Raw genomic sequence first — 17,799 nt, forward strand, 5'->3', positions numbered from 1 at the left:
CACCACTCCAGCGGACGTGACCTCGCCGAAGGCGGCCCCGCTTCCGCACGTCTGTCGGTCCACACGTATCCCTCGTGCCAGGGCCGAGCGCACCGGCCGCCTGATCCACCGCGGAGACGGACCGAGCAGCCCCAGGCGGGAGCGAGCGACCAGCTCGCTCGGCGGCCGTAAGCCCGCGCAGGGACAGCGAAAGCTCGACCGAAAGGGCAGGCGGAGTTCTTCCACAACGGGGTGGTAAGCGTCAGTGCTCCGGGTCCGTGCCTGTGACGTCCTCGGCTCTTTCCGGGCGGTGGGGCAGCAGTGCCACCGCCAGGGCGGGTACTGCGGCGAGGATCAGCCACGGTACGGCGGCCGGGAGGCCGAGGTCGAGGAGGGAGCCGGTGGCGGAGCTGCCGAGGAGGACGATCAGGCCGGAGACGGACGACAGGGCGCCGGTGTAGAGGCCGAGCCGTCCGTCCTCGGCGAGGTCGGGCACCCAGGCGCGGGCGGCCGGGACGATCAGCATCTGGCCGAGTGTGAGGAGGACGACGTATCCGGCGGCGGGCAGCAGCCCGGCGATGCCGGTCCACTCGGCGGGGCGTGCGGCGGCCACGACCGCGAAGCCGGCTGCGATGATCATCAACCCGGCGGTCATGGAGCGGTGCAGGCCGAGCCGGTCACCGGCCCAGCGGGTGACGGGGAGCTGGGCGCACACGACGAGCAGGGAGGAGAGGGCGAACAGCCAGGACAGAGCCGACTGGGAGCCTGTCACGCGTTGCACCTCGTCCGGCAGGACGAGGTAGAGCTGGTTGTAGGCGAGGAGATAGCTGCCGTAGGCGCAGCACAGGGCGAGGAAGCGGCGGTTGCGCAGCATTCCGCCGACCCCGCCCTGCTTCCGGGTGTGGATCCGGCCAGGGATGTGCTGTGGCATCAGCCGCACGTGTCCGGCAAGGACGAGCACGAAAACCCCGGCCCCGGCGAGACAGGCGGTGCGGAAGTCGACGGCCAGCAGCAGGGCGCCGAGCAGCGGTCCGACGAAGGCTCCGGCTTGGCCCGCCGCAGAGAACAGGGCCAGCACACGGGTACGCGGGCCGTGGCCCTTCTCCTCCCACTCCACGGCCTGCCGGGCGACCTCCGACTCCACGGCCGGGGAGAACAACGCGGCGGCGAACCCGATCAGCAGCACCGCGCCAATCACCGCCCAGGTCTGCTCCGCGTACCCGAGCCAGGCGAAGCCGGCGATGCGCAGTGCACAACCGGCGAGGACGATGGGGCGTACACCGTAGTGGTCGACGAGCCAGCCGCCGACCACGAACAGACCCTGCTGACTGAAGGTTCTCAGGCCGAGGACGAAGCCGACCAGCCAGCCGGCCATGCCGATGGCGGTGCCGAGATGTTCGGCGAGGAACGGCAGGACGGCGTAGAAGCCGATGTTGAAGGCCAGTTGGGTCAGGATCAGCAACCGTAGGAGTGGGGAGAGGTCTTTCCAGGTCCGCTCGCGCGGGGACTTCGCGGCCGAGCGGCGGGGGCGTATGCGGGAGAGCAGGTCGGTCACGGGCTTTCTGTCCTGGAGGCCGGTACGGGAGTGAGGGCGGCGTCAGTGTGCGGCGGTTCCGTGCCTGGTGGAACCCGCGTGGCGGAAGAGCCGGGCCGTGCGCCCGGCTGACGGTTCTGCTTCCGCCGGGGCGGACGCACACCGCCCGCTGAGGTCACCACGAGCGCGCCGAGCAGGGCGAGGGCGGCGGGGCGAGGCAGCCGGAGAGCAGGGGGCGAACCGCAGGGCGGCTATCAGCCGACGGCGGGAAGAACTCATGGTCCTCGTTCTGTCTTTCCAGGGCCGGACGTTCCCCTGGGGGCGCTCGGCCGGCATCGACAGGCATCCTACGAAAATGATTTTCATTTAAACAAGAGGGATCTCGAAGTGTACGGCGCCGCTGCCGCCGCCGGGCACGTCTTCCCTCTCGTCGCAGACGACCTTGCCGAGCGCCTGCCACAGACCCATCGCGCCGGGCGAGTGCGGGTATGCGTGCAGGTACACGGACCGGTAGTCGCCGTCTGCCCGTGCGAAGTCCAGCAGGCTGTCCACCAGTTGCCGGGCCAGCCCGCGCCGCCGGTGCTCGGGGCGCGTGTACACCCGCCTGAGCTGTGCGGTCTCGCCCGACGGGTACCGCTCGGCCAGCCACCGCGGGTTCGGCGGGTGAGCCGGTCCCCGTGCGTCGAGTGCGGCCGTGGCGGCCACCGTCCCGTCCTCGTCCACGGCGACCAGCAGGGTGTGCCGGGGTGGGAAGACGTAGAAGGACGTCGGATCGATGATGTCAGCGTGCCAACGTGGCACGTAGCCGCTCCCGAAGTCGCGGTAGACGGTGTCGAGCATCACGGCCCGCGCCTCGTCGAGGTCGGCGACCGTGGCTGTCCTGATGCGGTAATCATGCACTTGCAGATAATATGCAGGTGCTAAGAGGTCAGAGTGGTCGCAGGAGCCGGGCGGCAAGGTGCCGAATGACCCGGAGAGCCGTCCCTCGTCCGGGTCCTCGGTGAAGTGGTCGAAGTGCCTGCGCCGGTCCTCGCCCGGAAGGACAGTGGATACCGTCGGCTCCCCGGTCGTCGGTGTGATCCACCTGCGGCAGCGCCAGGTTGCCTGGGGACGTGAAGCGATCCCCCGAGTCAAGCCCAGAGCGTCACCCGTGTCACGGAGGGGGCAGCCCGGACGGCAGTGGCCCCGGTGGCGTTCCATGAGGAGGGGTGTCGCCGGGGCCGGGTGGGGACGCACTGACGCGGGGACGGCCAGGTGGGGACGAAAGGGGAGCGGGTGCGCTGGGCTGGGTGCCCGATGTGCGCTTCGTGCAGGTGACGGCGCTCTTCGGCAAGCATCCGTATCTGGAGGTCGAGCCCGGGCTCCGGGAACCGGCATCCCCTCCTCCATCTACTGCCGATGGTTCCGGGCGGAGAAGGAGCCGTGTGAACGGCGCCGTCGGGACACCAAGTCGACCGGCATGATCCGGGAAGTCCACGGGGAATCAGCTCTGCTGAAAGCGCTGCACTGTGCTTGTGAGTGGCGGACCGGTCCCGACGCGCTCACCGAGGGGCTGTTCCGGGTGCCGGCGGCGGCGCAGCCGGGGGAGTGACGGCCTGGCAGGGGATGTGGACGGTCACCCCCTTACGATGCGGCCGTTGCGCATGTCGATCGTCCGGTCCGCGAAGTGGCGCACCACCGCCTGATCGTGGCAGATGAACAGGTACGCGAGCCCCAGTTCCTCCTGGAGGCCGGCGAGCAGATTGAGGACGCCGGCCCGGACGGACGGGTCGAGGGCGGAGACCGGCTCGTCGAGGACGAGGAGCCGGGGCTCGGACACCAGCGCCCGAGCGATGCCCGCGCGCTGGCACTGCCCGCCGGACAGCTCGTGCGGGAAGCGGTCGCCGTGGGCGGGGTCCAGGCCGACCCGGTCCAGGAGTTCGGCGACCCGGGCGGGGCCGTTCGCGTCGTCCCAGCGGCCCTGGACGCGCAGGGGTTCCGCCACCGCGTCCCGGATGCGGTGGCGGGGGCTGAGCGAGCCGTACGGATCCTGGAAGACCGGCTGCATCCGGGGGCGCAGCGGGCGCAGTTCGCGTTCGGTGAGCGCGGTCAGCTCCCGGCCCTCGAAGCGGACCTCGCCGGCGTCCGGGCGGCGCAGCTGGAGCACGGCGGAGACCGTGGAGGACTTGCCGCAGCCCGACGGGCCGTTCAGGGCGAGGGTCTCGCCCGCCTCCAGGGTGAAGGAGACGCGGTCCACGGCGGTGACCGGGCCGTAGCGCACGACCAGGTCTCGGACGTCCAGCAGCGGGTCGTCCGCGGCGCGGCGCGGCGCGGGGATCACGGGGGTGCTCATACGGACCGCTCCAGGAACAACTCGGTCGCCGGGTGGGGTACGTCCTCCGGGCGGTGGCAGGAGACCTCGTGGCCGTCGCCGGCCGTCCGGGGCCGCGGCTCCTCGCGCCGGCAGCGGTCGTCGGCCAGCGGGCAGCGGGGCGCGAAGGCGCAGCCGGGCGGGAGACGATCGAAGGCGGGCGGGGCGCCGGGGATGGTGGGAAGACGCCGGCGGCCGCCGCGCCCACCGGGTTCGCCCGGCGGCAGCGACGCCAGCAGCCCCGCCGTGTACGGCGCCGCGGGGCGGTCCAGCACGCGTCGGGCCGGACCCTGTTCGACCTGGCGCCCGGCGTACATCACGAGTACGCGGTCGGCGTGGTCGCGGACCGTCCCCAGGTCGTGGGTGACCAGGACGAGGGCGGCGCCCACCGCCTCGCGCTGCTCACCGAGGACCCGCAGCACCTGCTCCTGGAGGTCGGGGTCCAGCGCGGTCGTCGGCTCGTCGGCGATCAGCAGGTCCGGCTCGTTGATCGTGGCCATGGCGATGACGGCGCGCTGGCGCATCCCGCCGGAGTACTCGTGCGGATACGCCCGCGCCTTGCGTGCGGCGTCCGCGATGCCCACCCGGTCGAGCGCGGCGACCGCCCGCGCACGGGCCTCCGTGCGCGAGACCCGTGCCACCGACCGTACGGCGGCGGCGAGTTGGTCGCCCACGGGATGCACGGGGGAGAGCGCGGAGAGCGCGTCCTGCGGGACGAGGGCCGTGCGGCGGCCGTGCAGGGCGGTGCGGGCCGCGGCCGGGGCGCCCACGAGTTCGTCGTACGAGCCCGGTGGGCGGCGCAGCCGCACACTCCCCGTCACGCGGGCGCCCCGGGGGGCCGCGCCCAGCAGCGCGCGTGCCGTGAGGGACTTGCCCGCGCCCGACTCGCCGACCACGGCGAGAACTTCTCGGGCGTGGACGTCGAAGGTCAGCCCGTTGACGACCGGGACCTCGTGCAGGGAGATGCCGAGACCGCGTACCGAGAGGAGGGCGTCGGTGTCAGGTGGTGCTGCCGTCAAGGGAGTCCTCCTTCCGGGAGGGGTGGGGGGCGGGCCGGGCCGTGCGGCCGGTTGCCGTGCGGCGGGTGCGCGGGCCGGTGCGTCCCTGTGTGTACGCCGCGCCCGCCACGGCGAGGCCGGCCAGCAGTGCGAGGGCGACCGCCGGGGTGAGCGCAGCCCACGGGGCCCGCTCCACGTACGCGCGGGACTCCTCGAGCAGCAGGCCCCACTCGGGGGCGGGCGGTTGCGCGCCGAGTCCCAGGAAGCCCAGGGAGGCGAGGGCGAGGGCGATGCCGGGGAGGCGGAGGACCGCGTGCCTGGCGACGGGGCCGGCCACCGACGGCAGGACGTGGCGGGTCAGGATCCACCACGGGGTGGCGCCGATGGCACGCTGGGCGGTCAGGAACGCCGACGCGCGCACCTCCTGCACCAGGGCCGCCGCGTGTGCGGACAACGGGGGCCAGGAGACCAGCGCGACCGCGAGGGCGGCGCCGCCCGTACCGGGGCCCACGGCCGCCGCGACCAGGATGCCGACGATCACCGGTGGCAGCGCGTTGGCGATGTCGGAGGCCCCGGCGGCCACCCGCGGCAGGAATCCGAGGGCCAGCGCGAGCAGCAGGCTCGCGAGGCACACGGCGACTGCCGTGCCGACCGTCGTGGTCGCGCCGTGCCCGAGCCGGGCCAGAACGTCCCGGCCGAGCCCGTCGGTGCCGAGCGGATGCGTCCACGACGGGGACAGCAGCCGGGCCGTCGTGTCCACGGTGTACGGGTCGCGCAGCAGCCCCCAGCCGATGGCGGCCAGGAGGACGGCGCCCAGTGCCGCGGGGACCGCCGGGTGCGCCCGCACCGGGCGCGGCGCGGGCAGCGTCAGGCCCGCGTCGCGCAGCGCCGGGCCGAGCAGGCGGCGCCGTACGAGTGCGGCCAGCGCGCCCGCGGCCAGTCCCAGCACCAGCAGGGCGAGTACGGAACCCTGGAGCAGCGGCAGGTCCTGGGACTTCGCCGCCCCGAGCGCCGTACGGCCGATGCCGGGTACCGCGAACACCGTCTCCACGGCTACCGCCCCGCCGGTCAGGCCGACGGCCACCATGCCGAACTGCGGGACCAGCGGAGGCAGGACGCGCCGCAGGGCGGCCGCCGCGATCCGTGCTCGGCTCACCCCGGCCTCCCGCCACAGCTCCACCCAGCGCTCGTCCAGCACGGTCGGCAGCGCGTCCGCCACCAGGCGGCCGAGGAGTCCGCCCGCCGGGACGCCGAGGGCGACGGCGGGCAGGATCATGTACTCCGGGCCCTGCCAGCCGGAGGTCGGCAGCACGCCGAACCACACCCCGCACACCAGCAGCGCGACCGTGGCGAGCAGGAACTCGGGCACCGCGGCGAGCATGGCGCCGAAGGCGCCCGCCGACCCCCGGCCGCGCACCAGTACCGGCGCGACCAGCGTGCAGGCGAGCAGTGCCGCGACCGCGAGGGCGGCGGCCATGAGACCCAGCGACACCTGGAGACCGGAGAGCACGGACGGCAGCACGTCGGTGCCCGAGACCCACGAGGTGCCGAGGTCGCCGCGGACCAGCCCGGCGAGCCAGTCACCCAGCAGGGACAGGGGACCCGCGTCCAGGCCGAGGTCACGGCGCACCGCGTCCAGGGCCTCCCGGGTGGGCTCCTGCTCGGCCGATCGCGCCCGCAGCACGGTCAGCGCGGGGTCGCGGCCGGAGAGCCAGGGCAGCAGGCCGACGGCGGCCAGTACGGCGGTGAGGCAGACGAGGCGGCTCAGCATGGCCGCACCGGCCTGCCCGCGTATGCGGGACCTCACTTGACCCGGGTGTCGATCGTGACGAGCTCCCGCTCGCGCGGGTCGTGGGCCGCGCCCGTGACCTCGGCGGCGTCGCCCTGGATGACGCGCTCGTGCAGCATGGGCACCGCGGCGTCCGTGGCGAGCACGGCGGCCTCGGCCTCGATGACCGCCTTGCGCCGCGCGTCACCGGTGGGCGCCGAGGACGCCTTCTGAAGCGCCTTGTCGACCGCCGGGGAGGCCAGCTGGGAGATGTTGAAGGACCCCTCGGAGGCGAAGTCGCTGTAGAGGTACGCGGCCGGGTCGCCGGAGTCGAGGACGGTCGCCCGGGACAGGATGAACGCGTCGAACCGGCCGGCCAGCGCGTCGGACTCGATGTTCGCGTACTCGCGGATCTCCAGCTTCACCTTGAAGCCGGCCTGCTGGAGCTGCTGTTGCAGGGTGGCGGCGACCTCGGGGAGTTCGGCGCGGTCGGTGAAAGTGCCGATGGTGACGGTCTTCCCGGCCGGGTCGCCGGCCTTCGCCCGTCCTTCGACCGGCTCGCGCAGTCCGGTCGCCCACGGGAGCGCCGGGCCCAGCAGGCCCTCGGCGACGTCGGCGCGTCCCTCGTACACGCCCTCCACGAGGGACTTCGCGTCGATCGCCTCCCGTGCCGCCGCGCGCAGCGAGGCGTCCTTGAAGACGCCCTTCTCCGTGTTCAGGTACAGGGTGTTGGTGCGCGGCATGGGGACCTCGGTGATCAGGTCCTGGTCGAGCACGGCGGCCTGCGAGACGGGGACCGCCTCGACGATGTCGGCCTCGCCGCTGCGCAGGGCGGCGGCCCTGGCGGTGCCGTCGGGCACGAAGCGGACGTCGATGCCGGGAGCCTTGGCCTCGCCGCCCCAGTAGTCGTCGTAGCGGTCGAGGGTCGCCGAGGACGTGCCGTTCACCTTGGTCAGCTCGAAGGGGCCGGTGCCCGCGCCGACCGGGTTCACGGTCTTCCCCTTGTACGCCTTGGCCGCGAGGATCGCGAGCTGCGGAGAGCTGAGGCGCTGCGGGACGAGCGGGTCCTCCTCGGCGGTGGTGACGGTGACCTTGTCCCCGTCGGCCTTCACGATCATGTCGACGCCGTCGAGGATGCGCGGCTTGGGGGATGCGGTGGCGGCGCGGGTGAGGGAGTCGACCACGGCCTCGGCGGTGAGGCCGGTGCCGTCGTGGAAGGTGACACCGTCCCGGACGGTGAAGGTCCAATCGCGCCCGGACTGCTTCCACTCGGTGGCGAGGGCGGGCTCGGCGTCGCCGTCCGCGTCCAGCTTCACCAGGGTCTCGGCGGTCGACCAGCGGGACAGCTTGAACGCGTCGTCGGAGAGCGGAGAGAGCCCCGAGCGCGGCGGCTGCATCATCGCGACGCGTATGCGGCGGCTTTCGCCCTCCGAGGAGCCGTCTGCGTCCGACGTCGCGGAGAAGCAGCCGGTGAGCAGGAAGGAGGCTGTGGTGGCCGCGGTGAGAGGGAGGAGACGGGCGGGGAGGCGCACGGGGACACTCCGGGGCAGTACTCGGTCAAGATCGGATGTGCGATGACCGTAACACGATGACAATCATTTTCATAAGCCTGTATCCCTTCGGCCCGCCTCCCGCTCCGTCCGGCAGGGCGGCCCCTTGCGGGTCGATGTGTGACAGCGGGAAATGACGTGTCCGGCCTGTTCGGAGCCGACTTCGATCTGTGGCGGACTGGCCCGGCTGGTTCCGGCTCAGTCCGAGGTGGTCGTCGTCCAGGGAGACCTCGACGGTGACGAAGTGGCCGGAACAGTTGCTGATGCCCGCGGTGCCGTCGTGCACCGTCCTGGTCCGCAGCGTGTCGGTCCACAAGGTGCGGCCGTGTCGGTCGGCGATGACGGTGACCTTCATGGTGTTCTGCTTTCCACCCGGGAGGAACACCCGCTTCCTGCCCTGCCCGACCGCTGGCCGGCGGACCTGGATTTCGGTGGCGTCCAGTCGCATTCGGTGCCCTCGGCCTGCACGTAGGCGCATGCGTCCTGCGGGGAGCGAAGCCGCAGGCAGGTGGTGAGGAACAGAACATCCGCGCTCGGCCGGCGGCCGATGGGTCCCTCCGGCGGCCCGGGTGATGGTCGAACGGTCGACTTCGAACAGCACCGTCGGCACCGAGTGCGGCAAGTCGTGCCGTAGGCGGATCGGTGTGACCACCAGCCGGTCACGAAAACCGGCTGAAACCGGGCGCCGGCTCCCGCAGCACGCTTCCTCGGCCCATCCCCGGCAGTATGCCGTCACCCTTCCACACCGGCTGCCTCGGCAAGGCCTTATCGACCATGTCGCTCAACCCGAGAGCATGCCCCCTGCTGTCACACGCCAACTCGTTGTACCGTCCGGAGCGCCGTTCTCGAGGGGCGGCCCCTTCGGCGCCGTAGCAGGCAGAGGCCGGAGCACGGACACGGCATGCTCTTCGTCGCGGCGCGGATCGTCGTTCGTCCGTACTTCCCTCTCACCCATGTGGTTGGCAGGCCGACCCGGTCGAGGCCGGGATCCGTGGTGTGGTGCCCATACACAGGAGCTGACAGGGACGCGGGACAGACGGACGAGCGGCCGCCACCGAGGTCCTGGCCGGGCTGGTGCTGTGTGCGGTCACTCCGTTTCTGGCCGTCGGCGCCCGCGTCGTGGTCTCCCGACATCGGTGCCCCTGGTCGGGCAGGGGGGGGGCATCGGTGGAGGTCTTGAGGGTCTGGAAGTCCGGCCCGCGGGCGGGAAGCTGGCGTCGTCCCAGTTCCGTCAGAAGCATCGCCAGTGAGGCGCCGGGGCGCCCGAGTGCCTCGCTGTATCGCTGCAGGACGTCGTTCTCGCGGGCGAGTTCGATCGTCGGCCTTCCGGCGGCCCGGCGCTGAGTGGCTAGTCGTGTACAGATTTCGGTACGCCGACGGACCAGTTCGATGATGGCCGCGTCCAGCTCCGCGATATGCGTGTGCAGGCCTTCGGCGGGGCTGTCCGTGGCCCTGGGCATGCGTAAGTGCCTTCCCGTGCGAGGTCGATGAGAGCGGCTGCTTCGCCACGTCAGCGGCGGAAGGCGCGCTGAGGGGGATGGACACGCCGAGGGAGTCAACGACGTCCGGTCACCAGCAGAGTGGGATGGATCAGGTAGTAGCCCGGCTCGTCGACCACGTACTCAGGACGTCCGGGGGTCAGCAGGGCCTCAGCCCGTGCGATGTCCTCCTTCGTCATTCCCGCCTCCTTGCCCCGCGCCCGAGCCCCCGCCAGTAGTTGAGGCCACACGACCTTCTCCAGGTAGGGGCGGACTGTCGGGTCCGCGTCCGCGGGGAAACCGACCCGGGGCAGTACGTGGAGCTGCACGTCGCGCAGGCCGGCCGCGGTCATCCAGTGCACGTGCCGCGCGTAGTGCTCCGGGCCGTCGGCGGGGATTCCCCAGTCCAGTTCCGAGGCGGTGAGGAGCTGCCGCTCCAGGCGGGCGTGGCCGGGGAGGAACGTCGAGCTGTAGTAGTTGCTCGTGAAGAGCGCGAGCACGCCGTCCGGTGACAGGGCTCCGGCCAGCCGTGCGACCGCCGTTGCGGGATCCTCGACATTCCCCGGCCAGATGACGTCGCTCGCCCAGATCGCGTCGAAACGGTCCTCTCCGGAGGCCTTTGCGGCAACCTGGAGCAGGTCCGCGGTCTCGGTGTGCACCTGGTCGAGGACGTTCTCCTCCTCCGCGTGCCGGAGGGCCAGCGCGAGCGCGCTCTCGTTGCGGTCCACGCCCAGGACCCGTGCCTGTTCACCGGCGGCACGGGCGAGGGCGACCAGGCCGCCGCCCGCGCCTGTGCCCACATCGAGGATGCGGTGACGGCCTTGCAGACCGAGCAGGCCGACGGCCTGCTCGACGACCGGTGCCATGAACGCCCGGTTGGTCCTCAGGTACGTGATCAGTCCTGCCTCGTCGACATTCGCCATGACCGACAGCCTAGTTGGAAATCATTTTCATGTAAACCTTATTGAGAACGATTATTGTTTCCATATGATGGGCTGTGAGGTGCCACGGTTACGTGTCGAGCCGGTCGGGGCTGAGCTCCGGCTGCCCGGCGCTCGCTCGGGTGTCATCCGCGCTGCGTCCAGGCAGTGACGAGCCTGTGCCCGGCACCCTGTCTCTTCTCTCCGCAAGCAAGGACATAAAGTGAGTAATCTCCCTCGTCGCGCCTTCCTCGGGTTCGGTGCCTTGACCGCCGCGGGCGTCTCAGGGTTGTTGACCGCCTGCTCCTCATCCTCGGACGGTGGTGGCGACGACGCGGGTGCGACGTTGCGCGCGGCCTTCGCCGGAGGCGGATCGAGCGAGACGTTGAACTACTTCGTCGGCCCGACGGCCCTCGACTTCGTCCGGGCACGACTCGTCCACGCCCCTCTCGGGGCCATCGACGCGGGGCAGCCGGACGGCGTCAGCTACGGGATCCTGGAGTCGATCGAGATCAGTGACGATCTCACGTCGTACATCCTGCGGCTGCGTGACTCCGTCACCTTCACCGACGGATCCCCGGTGACCGCCTCCGACCTGCTCCACTCGCTGCGCGCACCGGACGAGTTGGAGGGCCTGCCGTTCACCCGCCTCGTCGGGCGCAGCTTCGACCTCGCCTCCGCCCGCAAACTCGATCGGCGCACCCTCCGCCTGCCCACCGCGCAGCCGATCGCGGACGGACGCCTTCTGCTGTGCCAGAGCATGCTGGTCATCAAGGACGGCACCACCGAGTTCACCCCGAAAACGCCGTCCTGTGGGCCGTTCGTGATCGAGGCGTTCGAGCCCGGGCAGCAGACGGTGCTGCGCCGCAACCCCGACTACTTCGGCGACGATGTGAACCTGGACGAGATCCACCTGCTGTCCATAGGCGACGCCGAGGCGAGAGTGAACGCGCTTCGGGAGGGACAGGCCGACTTCGTCAGTGGGGTCTCGCCCTTCAACGCGCGGGACCTGGCGAAGACCCGCGGTCTCACCGTGAGAGCCGGTGAGCCGCCGTACGTGTCGAACCTGCGGTTCGAGATGAACCTGTCACATGCGCCGTTCAAGGACGAGCGCGTACGCAGGGCGTTCCGTCTCGCGGTCGACCGCCAGGCCATCGTGGACACGGTGTACTTCGGCCGCGCCGAGATCGGCAACGACGTCCCGGCGCTCGGCTTCCCCAGCTATGACACGGGCCTGGAACAGCGTTCCTACGACCCCGACGAGGCGAAGGCGCTGCTGCGCGAGGCCGGTCACGAAGGGATGTCGATCGAGCTGACCGCCGGCCCCGAACTGACCGGCATGGTCGAGACGGCCACGCTGATAGTGGAGAACCTCCGGGCCATCGGAGTGAAGGCCAGCCTGAACGAACTGCCGGCCGGGCAGCTCTTCGCCGACTACGAGGCTTACCAGCGCCTCCCGTTCGCCGCCGGGTACAACCCGTCGGCACCCTTCGAGGCCAATCACACCCCCGGAACCTTCCCCGACGTCGACAAACTGGTGGCCACTGCGCGCAGCGCGCCGGCCGAGAGCGACCGGGAGGCGGCCTCGCACAAGGCGCAAGGCCTGCTGTGGGAGAAGGGGAACGAGATCATCCCGGTCTTCGTGCCCACCGTGGACGCCCACACCGACAAGGTGAGCGGTGTGCGATCACTTCAGTTCCCGGACCTTTCGGCTGTCGAACTCGCTTCGGCCTGATCGCGTGATCCGGTTCGGGCTGACCCGTGGCGTGACGGCCGCCGCGATGATGCTGCTGCTGTCGGCGGTGCTCTTCTTCTCGACCGAGGCGTTGCCCGGGGACGCGGCAGGGGTCGTCGCCGGCGCGGACGCCACTGAGAGCGAACGGGCGGAGATCCGGAAGCGCCTGGGTCTGGACGAGCCGGCGGTGGCACGCTACGTGACGTGGCTGGGCGACGCGCTGACCGGCGACCTCGGCCGCTCCTCGGCCGCCGGCAGGCCGGTGGCCGAGGTGCTCGCATCGAGGTTCGGCAATTCGGTGGTGCTGGTCGGCCTCGCGGTGGCCGGCATCGCCGTGCTCGCCACGACGTTCGGGCTGGTCGCCGGTCTCCGGGCCGGCCGTCTCGGGGACCGGCTGCTGTCGTCGATGACGGTGACGCTGATCGCGCTGCCGGAGTTCCTCCTGGCCACCGGGCTGGTCGTGGCGCTGGCCCACCAGGGTGGGATGTTTCCGGCGGTGTCGATATTCCCGCCGGGGGATTCCCCCTGGCAGCATCCGGACATGCTGGTGCTGCCCGTGACCGGCTTGGTTCTGGGGGGCCTCGGGGTGGCGACTCGTCTGGTCCGCGCCGCTGTGGTCAGCGTTGCCGAGAGCCCCGCGATCGAGCAGGCCCGGCTGGACGGGGAGTCGGGAGTGCGGTTGGCATGGTCCTACGTGCTGCCGGCGGCCGCCGCTCCCGGGATCCAAGGGCTGGCCGTGATGGCGGCCGGGCTGCTCGGTGGCAGTCTCGTCGTGGAGACGCTGTTCAACTACCCAGGAGTAGGAAGCGAGTTGGCCCGTGCCGTCACCTATCGGGACGCCGCGATGGTGCAGGGGCTCGGGCTGGCCCTGGCAGGTTCCGCGCTGCTGATCCTGTTCGTGGGCGACCTGCTGGCCGGACTGCTGAATGTCCGGTCCCGCCCCGCGTCGTGGCGTCGGGCCGAACGAGGTGCGCCGTGACACGCGCGATCCTCGGACGGCTGCTGACGGCAGCTCTGCTCCTGACGATGCTGGTCGCACTGGCCGGACCGTGGCTGCCGCTGCCCTCACCGACCGAACGGGTGGGCGTGCCTTTCGAACCGGCGAGCTGGTCGAGGCCCTTCGGGACCGATGTGCTGGGGCGCGATGCGCTGGCCAGGACGGTGCACGGCGGGCGGACTCTCGTCCTCCAGGCGCTGGCGGCGACCGCGCTGGGCAGCATCGTCGGGCTGGTCGTCGGTACCTGTGCGGGCCTGGCCCGGGGCGGACCCCTCAAAGGTGTGCTGCGCGTCGTGGACGGCCTGGCGGCCGTGCCTCCGCTCCTGATCACGCTGTTGATCGCGGCAGGCAGACCGGGCAGCGACTTCGCCGTACTCGTGGCCGTCACCCTGGTGAGCCTGCCGTTCTCCGTGCGTGTCATCGGCGCGGCCACCGCCCGGCTGGCCGGCCTGGCTTACGTACGCACCGCGCTGGCACGGGGGGACGGCAGGTTCGCTGTCATCCGCCACGACGTCCTCCCGAACATCGCCTCCGAAGCGTGGGCCGAGGCCGGCCTCCGTTTCATCGCCGCCACGCAGCTCTGCGCGACAGCCGGCTTCCTGGGCCTCGGCGCACCGGCGCCGGCCGCCAACTGGGGCCGGCTGGTCCGGGAGAACGCGGTGGGCGCGGGAGCCCAGCCGTGGCCGGTGCTGGCTCCGGCTCTGCTGCTGGTCGTTCTCGCGCTCGGGATGACCCTGACCGCGGACCGCCTCACGTCTCCCGTCAGGCGACCACGAAACGAACGGAACACCGCGCCATGAACCTGGTGGAGGTTGCGAGCCTGAGCCTGTCGTCCGCCGAGCGGAGGGTGCTCTCGGACTGCTCGCTGACGATACGGCCGGGGGAGCGGGTCGGACTGGTCGGCCGGTCGGGGTCGGGCAAGACGGCACTGGCACACGCCCTGCTGGGCTATACGAGGCAGGGGCTGGCACGCGTCGGAGGGACGGTCCGGGTCGCGGGCCACGACCCGTTCTCACCCGCCGGCGCACGGCGGGTGCGTGGGCGCCTGGCCGCGTACCTGCCGCAGGACTGCGCCAGCGCGCTGCCCGCCGAGCATCGGGTCGGATGGGTGCTGGACCGCGCGGCCCGCCGGTCCGGAGTGGCACGTGCGCAGCTCGCGTCCTTCCGCGGGAACGCACTCGAACGGATGGGACTGCCCGCGGACTTGGCGCGAGCCTTCCCCCACCAGATCTCCGGAGGCCAGGCCCAACGAGTGGCCCTGGCCTCGGCTCTGGCCGCCGGCGCGGAGCTGCTCGTCCTGGACGAGCCGACGAGCGGCCTCGACCCGAGCACGACGGAGGACCTGATCCACCTCCTGCGCACAGCCGTCGGCCATGCCGCCATGCTGGTGGTGAGTCATGACATGGACGTGGTCGACCGTCTCACCCACCGTCGGATCGCCATGACCCACGGCGGACTCACCGATGCCGACGTCCCCGACCGCAGTGCCGCCGAGGGCCCGAGCGTTCCTCGGCGGCCGGTCGAGGAGGTGCTCGACGCACGTGCTGTGGAGGAGAGGACATGCGTGCTGAGGGCTGAGGGCGTCCGGGGAGGGCCGGGCGGGGAACACGTTCTGAGGGATGTGAACCTGACACTGGGCGCCGGCGAGTGTGTGGCCGTCGTGGGCGCCTCCGGAGCAGGCAAGACCACGCTGGCACGGGTGTTGGCGGGCACGCTGGAACCGAGCGGTGGCCGCCTCTGGCTGAACGGCACGCCCCAGCCGTGGTCCGTCGCCCGCAGATCGGCGGCCGACCGGCTCTCGGTGGCCCATGTGGACCAGGACAGCCGTGCCGCCCTCAACCCACGCGAGACCGTCGGCAAGGCCCTCGAGAGAGCCTGTCGCGCAGCCGCCCGCGGTGGTCTCACCCCGCCCCCGGTCGCGGAGCTCCTCAGCGCGGTCGCCCTTCCCCGGAGCGCGGCGGGCCGCCGCCCGGGCGAGCTGAGCGGAGGGGAACGCCAGCGGGCGAACCTCGCGCGAGCCGTCGCCGCCGGGCCGCGCGTGCTGCTGTGCGACGAAGTGACCGCGTCCCTCGACGGCGCCACTGAGCGGGAAGTGCTCGACATGCTGGCGACACTGCGGGAGGAACGGGGCCTTGCCGTGCTCCTCATCACGCACAGCGGAGCCGTCGCCGCCACGGCGGACCGATGCCTCGCTTTGGTGGACGGCGCTCTCGGGCCTCCGGCCACGCACCTGCGTCCATCGGGGTGCCGACGAGGGGCGGATCAGGGTGTGTCCGGGGACTGAACCGTACGGGGGCGCCGGCGGACGGGCTGCGTACGGCACGGGGAGCGGCTCTCGGTCCGGTCCGGACCGAGAGCCGGGATCCACGGGAGGAGCGGCGCGACGTGGCGTCGGTTGCCACCTCTTCCCCGCCGCGTTGCTCGCCCCGGACCAGGTCATCCCTCGTGCAGCGTGATGGCCCCTGCGGGACACCGGTCCACCGCGTCGCGGACGGCGTCCAGCTCCGCAAGCGGGGGATCGGGTGTCCGGAGCACGACGAGCCCGTCATGCAGGTCCTGGTCGAACACGTCCTCGGCGGACAGCACGCACTGCCCGGCACCTACGCAGAGATCGCGGTCGACGGATATGCGCACCGGTCCTCCTCTCCCGCCCGTCCGGGCACCGCCGGACGGGACATCGTCGAACCAAGCACCGCCGGACCGGACACCGCCGGACCGGACAGCGTGGCGGTCGCCATCAAGCCCGTCCGTCCGCGCGTCGTGCCGTCTCCCTCAGCGCGTTCTTGTCCGTCTTCCCCACAGGGGTCAAGGGCATCCGTTCGATCGCCTCCACCTGGTCCGGTGCCTTGTAGGCCGCCAGTCCGCGTTCACGGAGGAAGGAAGCCAGTTCCCGGATGCCGGGCGCCGGGCCCGAGCACACGACGAACGCCACGGAACGTTCCCCGAGTTCGGGATCCGGCGCGGCCACGAGTGCCGCGGAGTCGATGCCGGGGTGGGCGAGCAGATGCTCCTCGACCTCGGTGGCGTCGATCTTCTCGCCACCTCGGTTGACCTGCTCCTTGACGCGGCCGACCACGCTGAGGTGTCCGGTGGGGAGCCGTCGGACGAGATCGCCGGTGCGGTAGAAGCCGTCCTCGGTGAAGTGCGTCCGCGCCAGCTCGGGGGAGCGGTAGTACCCGCGCAGTGTGTACGGGCCTCGTGTCAGCAGCTCGCCGACGTGGCCGTCGGGTACGGCCGCGCCGTCCTGACCGATGACGAGGACCTCGTCCGCCGGTGAGACCGGGCGGCCCTGGGTGGAGCAGACGATCTCGTCCGGGTCGTCGAGGGCGGTCAGGTTGAGCAGGCCTTCCGCCATCCCGAACACCTGTTGGAGCCGGCATCCGAGTGCGGGCTCGATGCGGCGCGCGAGGTCGTCGGCCAGTCGTGCGGCACCGACCTGCAGGACGGCGAGGCTGGAGAGGTCGCGACGGCCGTCCTCGGACTCGCGCAGCCAGTACGGCACGAGTGGCGGGTTGATGGCGGTGATGGTGACCTTCTCGCGCTCGATCAGCTCGAGAGCGGTGCCGGGGCTGGGGCTGGGGGAGAGCACCACGGTCCCGCCGGCCTGCAGTGTGCCCAGGACACCGGGGCAGCTCATCGTGAAGTTGAAGGCGATCGGCAGGACGGCGAGGTAGACCGAGTCCGCGTCGAGCCGGCACACCTCGGCCGCGGCCCGCGCGTTGTAGGCGTAGTCCTGATGCGTCCGCGGGATGAGCTTGGGCGTGCCGGTGGTGCCTCCGGACAGCAGGAGGAGCGCCAGGTCCCCGGGAGCGACGGGCGGCTTTGGGGGCGTGACGGCGGGCGCCTGCGGATCGAGCAACGTCTCGTAGGGGACGAAGTCGGTGTGGCCTCCCGTGTCGCCGACGACGATCGTGTGCCGCAGCGACGGATGGTCGGCGCCCAGGTCCGCGGCCAGCGGACGGTAGTCGAAGCGGGCGTGCCGGTCGGGGATCGCGTAGGCGACCGCCTCGGTGATCCGGGCGAGGTGGGCGATCTCGTGGCGACGGTGTCCGGGCAGGGCATGGACCGGCACGGCGCCGAGTCGCTGCAGGGCGAACCACAGCAGCACGAACTCCGCGCGGTTGGGCAGCTGCACGACGACCCGGTCGCCCCGGCGCAGTCCGAGACGGTGCAAGGACCGGTGCAGGACTTCGACATCGGCCTCGAGCGCCGAGTAGGTCCAGCGGCGGTCGCCGTCGACCAGGGCCACGGCCTGCGGACGTGCCGACGCCTGCCGGGCCGGGAGGTCGCCGAAGACCTCGTCCCGCCAGTGGCCGGCGTCGCGGTAGCGCTGCGCGGCCTCGGGTGGCCAGCCGGGCCAGTCCGGTGTGCCGGCCGGTGCTCCGTGGACCGAAGTCGTGCCCATATGTCCTCCAAGGTACGGAAGTTGTGGCTGGTGCAAACGTCAACAAGCGTCTAGGCTAGGCTAAGTGAATATGATTGTCATTTGA

General features: G+C 71.8%; 15 protein-coding genes. 4 read left to right on the plus strand and 11 right to left on the minus strand.

Annotation, left to right across the window (positions count from 1 at the left end):
* Positions 1 to 241 precede the first annotated feature (241 nt).
* The 9 genes from AMK33_RS25890 to AMK33_RS25930 form a co-directional block, all read right to left on the minus strand.
* The gene (locus tag AMK33_RS25890; RefSeq protein ID WP_235618216.1) at positions 242 to 1,513 is read right to left on the minus strand and encodes an MDR family MFS transporter; all 1,272 of its coding nucleotides are present in this window, start codon (positions 1,511 to 1,513) and stop codon (positions 242 to 244) included.
* 366 nt (positions 1,514 to 1,879) lie between these two features.
* Positions 1,880 to 2,413 carry a GNAT family N-acetyltransferase gene (locus AMK33_RS25895; RefSeq protein WP_073935377.1) on the minus strand — a complete coding sequence of 178 codons (534 nt, stop codon included), beginning with the start codon at positions 2,411 to 2,413 and terminating at the stop codon, positions 1,880 to 1,882.
* A gap of 715 nt (positions 2,414 to 3,128) precedes the next feature.
* Entirely contained in the window at positions 3,129 to 3,845 is a 717-nt protein-coding gene (locus AMK33_RS25900) for an ATP-binding cassette domain-containing protein (protein WP_073935378.1), read from the minus strand.
* A complete protein-coding gene (locus AMK33_RS25905; protein ID WP_073935379.1) occupies positions 3,842 to 4,882 on the minus strand; it encodes an ABC transporter ATP-binding protein in 1,041 nt (346 codons plus the stop codon). Before AMK33_RS25905 ends, AMK33_RS25900 begins: the two co-directional genes overlap by 4 nt.
* Positions 4,863 to 6,632: an ABC transporter permease subunit gene (locus AMK33_RS25910; RefSeq protein WP_073935380.1), complete on the minus strand. Its 1,770-nt coding sequence runs from the start codon at positions 6,630 to 6,632 to the stop codon at positions 4,863 to 4,865. Before AMK33_RS25910 ends, AMK33_RS25905 begins: the two co-directional genes overlap by 20 nt.
* A 32-nt stretch (positions 6,633 to 6,664) precedes the next feature.
* Positions 6,665 to 8,161, minus strand: coding sequence for an ABC transporter substrate-binding protein (locus tag AMK33_RS25915; protein ID WP_073935381.1), 1,497 nt, complete (start codon positions 8,159 to 8,161; stop codon positions 6,665 to 6,667).
* 25 nt (positions 8,162 to 8,186) lie between these two features.
* Positions 8,187 to 8,627, minus strand: a complete 441-nt coding sequence (locus tag AMK33_RS25920) for a hypothetical protein (protein ID WP_073935382.1) — start codon at positions 8,625 to 8,627, stop codon at positions 8,187 to 8,189.
* Between the two features lie 499 nt (positions 8,628 to 9,126).
* The gene (locus tag AMK33_RS25925; RefSeq protein WP_073935383.1) at positions 9,127 to 9,639 is read right to left on the minus strand and encodes a chorismate mutase; all 513 of its coding nucleotides are present in this window, start codon (positions 9,637 to 9,639) and stop codon (positions 9,127 to 9,129) included.
* 95 nt (positions 9,640 to 9,734) lie between these two features.
* Positions 9,735 to 10,580: an SAM-dependent methyltransferase gene (locus AMK33_RS25930; protein WP_073935384.1), complete on the minus strand. Its 846-nt coding sequence runs from the start codon at positions 10,578 to 10,580 to the stop codon at positions 9,735 to 9,737.
* Between the two features lie 220 nt (positions 10,581 to 10,800).
* On the opposite strand from AMK33_RS25930, the gene AMK33_RS25935 reads away from it, so the two are divergent.
* The 4 genes from AMK33_RS25935 to AMK33_RS25950 are packed head-to-tail and all read left to right on the plus strand — an operon-like array spanning position 10,801 to position 15,593.
* Positions 10,801 to 12,312, plus strand: coding sequence for an ABC transporter substrate-binding protein (locus AMK33_RS25935; protein WP_073935385.1), 1,512 nt, complete (start codon positions 10,801 to 10,803; stop codon positions 12,310 to 12,312).
* Entirely contained in the window at positions 12,257 to 13,291 is a 1,035-nt protein-coding gene (locus AMK33_RS25940) for an ABC transporter permease (RefSeq protein WP_235618199.1), read from the plus strand. The genes AMK33_RS25935 and AMK33_RS25940 overlap by 56 nt, the downstream gene beginning before the upstream one ends.
* Entirely contained in the window at positions 13,288 to 14,109 is an 822-nt protein-coding gene (locus tag AMK33_RS25945) for an ABC transporter permease (protein WP_073935386.1), read from the plus strand. Before AMK33_RS25940 ends, AMK33_RS25945 begins: the two co-directional genes overlap by 4 nt.
* Entirely contained in the window at positions 14,106 to 15,593 is a 1,488-nt protein-coding gene (locus AMK33_RS25950) for an ABC transporter ATP-binding protein (protein WP_073935387.1), read from the plus strand. Before AMK33_RS25945 ends, AMK33_RS25950 begins: the two co-directional genes overlap by 4 nt.
* A gap of 152 nt (positions 15,594 to 15,745) precedes the next feature.
* Here AMK33_RS25950 and AMK33_RS25955 read toward each other — a convergent pair whose 3' ends face one another.
* Positions 15,746 to 15,943, minus strand: a complete 198-nt coding sequence (locus tag AMK33_RS25955) for a ferredoxin (protein WP_073935388.1) — start codon at positions 15,941 to 15,943, stop codon at positions 15,746 to 15,748.
* A gap of 103 nt (positions 15,944 to 16,046) precedes the next feature.
* The gene (locus AMK33_RS25960) at positions 16,047 to 17,714 is read right to left on the minus strand and encodes a (2,3-dihydroxybenzoyl)adenylate synthase (RefSeq protein WP_073935389.1); all 1,668 of its coding nucleotides are present in this window, start codon (positions 17,712 to 17,714) and stop codon (positions 16,047 to 16,049) included.
* Positions 17,715 to 17,799 lie beyond the last annotated feature (85 nt).

It is taken from the genome of Streptomyces sp. CB02400 (genome assembly GCF_001905725.1).
Lineage (GTDB): Bacteria > Actinomycetota > Actinomycetes > Streptomycetales > Streptomycetaceae > Streptomyces > Streptomyces atrovirens.